Source organism: Nostocoides japonicum T1-X7, from assembly GCF_001046855.1.
Lineage (GTDB): Bacteria > Actinomycetota > Actinomycetes > Actinomycetales > Dermatophilaceae > Nostocoides > Nostocoides japonicum.
In genome coordinates this window covers 3,759,741-3,766,341 of the sequence record NZ_HF570958.1, presented here as the reverse complement: position 1 = coordinate 3,766,341, position 6,601 = coordinate 3,759,741, and the positions used below count along the sequence as shown (strand labels likewise).

The 6,601-nt window shown below is 71.4% G+C and carries 4 protein-coding genes and 1 pseudogene; all 5 read right to left on the bottom strand.

The features are described 5' to 3' along the window. Positions 1-30: 30 nt before the first annotated feature. Positions 31-976: pseudogene (locus BN12_RS17115) on the bottom strand (carbohydrate ABC transporter permease). Between the two features lie 15 nt (positions 977-991). After that, a complete protein-coding gene (locus tag BN12_RS17110) occupies positions 992-1,906 on the bottom strand; it encodes a carbohydrate ABC transporter permease (RefSeq protein WP_048554348.1) in 915 nt (304 codons plus the stop codon). A 9-nt stretch (positions 1,907-1,915) separates the two neighbouring features. Further along, positions 1,916-4,234 (bottom strand): alpha-galactosidase, encoded by a 2,319-nt coding sequence (locus tag BN12_RS17105; protein ID WP_157635541.1) that lies wholly within the window; start codon positions 4,232-4,234, stop codon positions 1,916-1,918. Between the two features lie 125 nt (positions 4,235-4,359). Continuing rightward, positions 4,360-5,445, bottom strand: coding sequence for a LacI family DNA-binding transcriptional regulator (locus BN12_RS17100; RefSeq protein WP_048554346.1), 1,086 nt, complete (start codon positions 5,443-5,445; stop codon positions 4,360-4,362). A 101-nt stretch (positions 5,446-5,546) separates the two neighbouring features. Then, the coding region (locus BN12_RS17095) for a LacI family DNA-binding transcriptional regulator (protein ID WP_048554345.1) at positions 5,547-6,601 on the bottom strand (1,055 nt) is incomplete at its 5' end.

The following is a 6,601-nucleotide window of genomic DNA, read 5'->3' as shown; positions in this document are numbered from 1 at the left end:
TGGGGGGAGCGGAATGCATGGCGGTGCCTCTCACTTGATGCCGCTGAAGCCGATGGAGTTGACGATGCGCTTGGCGAACGCTGCGAACAGCAGCAGCATCGGGAGGGCCGCGACGAGCGTGGCGGCCATGAGTCCGGCCCAGTCCGGCCCGGTCTGGGGCGTCTGCGACTTGAAGACGCCGAGCCCGACGGTCAGGACGCGGGACTTGTCCGTGTAGCTGACCATGAGGGGCCAGAAGTAGTCGTTCCACGCGGCGATGTAGGTGAGGATCGACAAGGTGGCGATCGGGGCGCTCGACATCGGGATGATGAGCTGGAAGAACACCCGGATCTTCGACGCCCCGTCGACGAGCGCGGCCTCCTCGACCTCCCGGGAGATCCCGAGGAAGAACTGGCGGAGGAAGAACACGGCGAACGGCGTCATGAGCATCGTGGGCAGGGCGATCCCGAGGAGCGTGTCGACGAGCCCGAGCTCCTTGATGAGGACGAAGTTGGGCAGGAGGGTGAAGATCGAGGGGATCATCAGGCCCATGAGGAAGAAGGTGAAGACCTTGTCCCGGTGGCGCCACCGCAGCCGGGCGAAGGCATACGCGGCCATCGCCGAGAAGAAGACCTGCCCGACGGTCACGAGGGTGGCGACGATGATGGAGTTGAGCAGGTAGCGCCAGAAGTTGATCGCCTGTCCGGCGCCGCCGGCGTCGACGGCGGCCTGCCCGGCCGGTCTGCAGGCCGAAGACCCGGGCGAAGCCCCCGAGGGAGGGCTTGACGGGAAGGATGCTGTGCGACCCCGCATACAGGGCGCTGTTGGAGGACAACGCCGTCCGCAGCATCCAGTAGAAGGGGAACAGCGTGACGATGATGAACAGGACCATGAAGGTCCAGGCGGCGGCCTTGCCCCAGTTGAAGCCGGGGCGCTCGGCCGGCCGCACCTGCGGCGGCTGCTCGGCGGTCGTGGGCGGTGCGATGGTGTCGGTCATGACAGAACCCCTTCGTCAGCTCAGGTCGGAGTCGTCGGCCCGGCTCAGCCGGTACTGGACGAACGTGATGACCATGAGCACGATGAGCAGCCCGACGGACATCGCCGATGCGTACCCGAACTGGAAGCGCCCGAAGGCCACGTCGTAGATGTAGAACTGCAGGACGCGCGAGGAGTTGACGGGTCCGCCCTGGGTGGCGATCGCGACCGTGTCGAAGACCTGGAACGACCCGACGATGGTGATGATGAGGACGAGGGACAGGATGGGCCGCAGGAGGGGGATGGTGATCCGGCGGAACATCGTCACCTCGCTCGCGCCGTCCATCCGTCCCGCCTCGTAGACCGTCTCCGGGATGGTCTGCAGGCCGGCGAAGATGAGCAGCGCGGTGTAGCCGACGTGCCGCCAGACGTTGACGAAGGCGATCGTCGGGATGACCCAGCCCCCGGAGGTGAAGAAGGGGATCCGGTCCAGACCGATCGCCGCGATGATGTTGTTCGTGATCCCGAGCTGGTAGTCGAGGATCCACAGGAACACCATCGCCGCAACGACATTGGACACCAGGTAGGGCGTGAGGACGATGCCGCGCAGCCACGTCTTCTGGGTGAGGCGCTGCATCATGACGGCGATGACGAGCGCGAGGACCGTCTGGATCCCGATGTTGAGGGCGACGTAGTAGACGGTCACCTTGATCGCGTTCCAGAACACCGGGTCGTGGATCATCCGGACGTAGTTGTCCAGGCCGATCCACTTCGGCGGGGTGAGGAGGTTGAAGGAGGTGAAGGACAGGTAGATGCCACGGATCGTCGGCCACACCATGAAGACGAGGAAGCCGATGAGGGCCGGGGCGATGAACAGCAGAGCGAGTTTCGTATCGTCCGGCGCGCGGCGGGTGGCCGGGGCCGGTGACTTCGTTGGCACCGATGCGCTCATGAAGCCTCCTTAGGAGCGGGTCGCCGACGTGGCGGCACGGGTGGGCGGGGTGGCGTCGGCGGGCCGGATCGTGTCCTGCCTCGTCGCGTGGAGGAGCACCACCTGGTCGGGGTGCAGGAGCGGGGGGGTGAAGCCGGCTTCGGCGAGGGCCATGCCGGTGAGCACGGTCCCGCACGCCGTCGTCGCGTCGAGGCGGGGCGGCTCGTGGCCGGACTCGAGTGCGTGGGGCGGCAGGGCGGGGGTTCCCCACCACCCCGGTGCCTGGAGTCCCGACGGGGTGCCGCCGACGAGGAGGGGGCGGACCCGGTAGGCGGCGTCGGGCGTCAGCCCGCGGAACCGCACGCGGGGCCCGGGGGTCGCGTCGAGGCTGCCCAGGGTGGCGACGGCGATGACGGCCTCGGACCGGTCGGGGGCGACGACCCCGTGGACGGCCAGGTGTGGGTCGTACCCGTCCATCCGCACGACGTCTCCGGCGAGCAGCAGCCGACGGTATGCGGTGTAGAAGGTGATCCATTCCCCGAGCTCGGCGAGCTCCTCGGCGCTGGCTCGGGCGAGGTCCCACTCGATGCCCAGGTGGCCGAAGACCGCTGTGCCGGCCCGGAATCCGAGGTCGTGCATCCGTCCCGTCGTGTGCGAGCGGCCCGAGGCGATGTGGGATCCCATGTACTCCGGGGGGATGAGCTGGGTCGTCCACCGCAGCATGTGCTGGCGTTCGTGCGGGTCGATGCAGTCCGACACCCAGACCCGGTCGGTCCGCTCGAGGACGCCAAGGTCGACCCGGGCGCCACCGGACGAGCACGACTCGATCTCCAGGTGCGGGTAGGACGCGCGCAGCTCGTCGAGGAGCCGGTAGAACGCCATCGTCTGGGCATGGACCCCGGGACGGCCGCCGTCGGTGCGGGTCCCCGCTTCGACGAGGTCGCGGTTGTGGTCCCACTTGAGGTAGCCGATGTCGTACTCGTCGAGGATGGCGCGCAGCTGGTCGCGCACGTGGGCATACGCCGCGGGGATTCCGAGGTTGAGCACCTGCTGGAAGCGCGACTCGACGGGCCACTCGTCGCGGGCGGCCATGATCCACTCGGGATGGGCGCGGGCGACGTCGGAGTCGGGGTTGACCATCTCGGGCTCGAACCACAGACCGAACTCCATGCCGAGCTCCCGGACGCGGTCGACGAGGGGATGGAGCCCGTCGGGCCACGCGTCGGGGGAGACGACCCAGTCGCCGAGACCGCTGCGGTCGTCGCGCCGGGACCCGAACCAGCCGTCGTCGAGGACGAATCGCTCCACTCCGAGCGCCGCCGCCCGATCGGCGAGGTCGAGCAGTCGGGGCAGGTCGTGGTCGAAGTAGACGGCCTCCCAGACGTTGAGGGTGACCGGCCGGTCCGGACCCACGGGCCGGGTCCGGGAGCGCAGATGGCGGTGGAACCGGCGGGCGACCTCGTCGAGCCCGTCCCCGCAGGCGGCATACAGCCAGGGGGTCGTGTACGTGTCGCCCTCGTCGAGGATGACCTCCCCGGGGAGCAGCAGCTCGCCGCCCCCGAGGAGCCGCTCGCCGGTGAAGATCCGCTCCGCGTAGTGGACGTGGTTGCCGCTCCAGGCGGTGTGGAGGGCATACACCCGGCCGTCGGCGAACCCGAAGCCGGGTGTGCCGGCATGGAGGACGTATGCGCTGTCCGCCCCCGTGCGACCCTTGCGGCTCTCCCTCAGGTGGGTGCCGACGGTGAACGGCGAGCGCTGCGGCACCCGCTCGCGTCCCCAGCGGCCCGCCAGGTCGAGCAGCTCGCTCGCCTCGGCCGGCACGGGGAGGGCGAGGTTCAGGTGGTCGACCTGGTAGCGGCCCAAGCGGTTGGTCAGGGTGGCCCGGAGGCGGACGAGCCCGGTGGGCAGCAGCTCGACGACGAGCTCGAGCGCGAGCCCGGCCTCGGCGTCCTCGGCCGTGATCGCGACGGGGGCAGCGCCGCATTCGACGTAGCCGTCGGCGACGGAGCCGTCGACGACGGACCCGTCGCATACGAGCGACGTGACGACGAAGCGGGGCGACCAGGCGACACCCGCGCGGGACCCGGAGAGCCCGGGACGTCCGACGAAGCCGGTGTGGTGCTCCGGGAGGATAGCCACCGGCACCGGGACGTCGGCGACGTTCGGGCCGACGACGGGGACGGCGGCCCGAGCGAGGTTGCACGCGAGCTCGGCGGACTGGGGGCCGAGGTCGCGCCCCCAGTGCGTGACGACCGGGAGGGCGCCCTCGCGGCAGTCGAGGAGCAGCGAGACCCCGGCGGCCCGCAGATGCACCATCGCGGACACGGAGGAGGACGTGCTTGTTACCATCGAGTTCCTTACTGGCGGAGCCGCCCTGGCAGGCGGTGAGGCGAAGGGTTGCGACACGATGCGTGCCGCTTCCGGCTGCGGCCGTCGCGGTGTTGGCGCATCGCGGCGGTCGCAGTCATGTCGGGTCAGGTCTGCACGTCGAGCTCCTTGCGGTGGGTCCGCGGTGATCGCGCGGGGGCGGCCGGAGCCGCCGCGGAGAACCGGCGCACGAGCTCACCGGCAAGAGCGGTCGTCCCGCCCGGTGTGGCTCCGCCGCCCGGTGCGGTCCCGGGGTCGTCGAGGAGGATCGAGGCGGCGAGCTCGGCCATCTCCGAGTACGGCGGGGCGACGGTCGTGAGCGACGGGTGGAGGGACTCGGCCACGGGCTCGAGGTCGTCGTGGCCGATGACGGTGAGGTCCTCGGGGATCCGCAGGCCCCGCCTCGCCGCCGCCCGGTAGACGCCCATGGCCATCCGGTCGTTGAAGCAGGCGATCGCCGTGGGCCGGTCGGGCAGGTCGAGGACCCGCCCTGCGGCGACCCATCCACCGAATGCCGTGCCGTCGTGGTTCGGTGACCGGTCGACGACGATCTCCGACCGGGAGATCCCCGCCGCGAGGAGGGTCTCGAGGAAGGCGTCCCGTCGCTGGGACACCTCCAGCGTCCGGGTGAGGCTCAGCAGGGCCACCCGGCGGTGGCCGAGGGCCAACAGCTCCTCCGCGACGAGGCGCCCGGCGGCCCGCTCGTCGGGGACGATCGCCGTGAGCCCGTCGCGCTCCTCGTCCGGCTCGATGTTGAGGCACAGGAGGTTGCGGAGCTTGGGGACCTGCCGCCGGACGTGGTAGACGGAGGCGAGCACGGTGCCGACGACCTGCGCGCCGGCCGCGAAGCGCAGGGCCTCCGACTCGCGGCTCCTGTCGGTCCCCGTCGTCAGGGTGAGCAGGTGGACGCCCCGCTCGGAGCACGCCTCCTGGAGACCCTGGACGAGGCCGAGGCCGTAGGGGAGGTGGCCGAGCCCGTCGACGGCGACGAGGGCGAGGGCCCGCTCCGGGGCGGTGCGCAGGCTGCGGGCCGCGGCGTTGGGCGTGTAGCCGAGCAGGTCCGCCGCCTCGTGGACCCGCCGCCGGGTGTCGTCGGAGATGCGCGACTCCGCGACGTCGTTGAGGACGACGCTGACGGTCGAGGGAGCGACCCCGGCGAGGGCGGCGACGTCACGGATCCGCGGTGGTCTCACGTACGCGCACCTCCTTCGGGGCGGTCGCTGCAGAATCGATTCTGCAGCGGTCAGTGTGGCACTCCGCACCCTCGGGTGCAAGGAGCCGTCGTGGGAGATCGTCAGTGGGTGCCGCATGACGCCCGCAGGACGAGCCGGCCGGGGAAGACGCTGTGCCGCTCGCGTCGGTGGCGTTGCGCGAGTCCGTCGGACGCCTCGAGTCCGTCGGCCGCGTCGGGTGGGTCGGTGGGTTCGGAGGAGTCGGCGGAGTCGGCGGCGAGGAGCTGGGTCAGGGCGGCGTCGGCCATCTCCTCGATGGGCTGGCGCACGGAGGTGAGGGCGGGCCAGGAGTACTCGGCCTCCCACGAACCGTCGAACGACACGAGCGCGACGTCGTCGGGGACGGCGACTCCAGCCTCGTGGAAGGCCCGGAGCACGCCGAGGGCGACGAGGTCGGACGCGGCGAACAGGGCGGGAGGGAGGTCGCCGGCCCGGACCATCCGGGAGGCGGCGGCATACCCGCCCTCCCGGGTGAACCGGGCGGGGAGCGCGGGTCCGGGGTCGAGCCCGAGACGGCGGCAGGTGTCCTGCCACGCGCGGTGGCGGGGCTCGTCGCCGACGTGCCCGACGTAGCCGATCCGGCGGTGACCGTGGTCGGCGAGGTGGGTCGTCGCGTCGACGCCGCCCCGATAGAGGTCGGCGCCGACCGTGCTCGCGCCGGGGATCGGATCGACGGTGTCGACCTGGACCCACGGGACGCCCACCGCGTCGATGGCGGCGACGCTGCGGCGATCGCGCCGGTCGTCGGGGATGATGAGCGCGCCGTCGACCTGCCGGTCGGCGAACTCCTGGAGCCGGTCGACGACGGTCTCCCGGTCGAGGGCGTAGGAGGCCATGTAGAAGGCGAACCCGCGCCGCCTCGCGAGATCCTCGGCGGTGGCCGCGAACTCGGTGAAGAACGGGTTGGTGAAGGCCGGGTCCTCGCCACGCGGCGCGATGAGGGCGATGGCGCCGGACGAGCCGGACTTCAGCGCCCGCGCCGTGTGGTTCGGCCGGTACCCGAGGGTCCGGATCGCCTCCCGGACCCGCTCGGCCGTCGCCGGCGCGACGGGGGCCCGGCCGTTGAGGGTGTAGGAGACGACCGCGTCGCTCACACCCGCCATGACGGCGACGTCGT

What these genes read in the sequence shown, in the direction of transcription:
- BN12_RS17110 (WP_048554348.1), bottom strand. Translation starts at nt 1,906, where the DNA reads ATGAGCGCATCGGTGCCAACGAAGTCACCGGCCCCGGCCACCCGCCGC.
- BN12_RS17105 (WP_157635541.1), bottom strand. Translation starts at nt 4,234, where the DNA reads ATGGTAACAAGCACGTCCTCCTCCGTGTCCGCGATGGTGCATCTGCGG.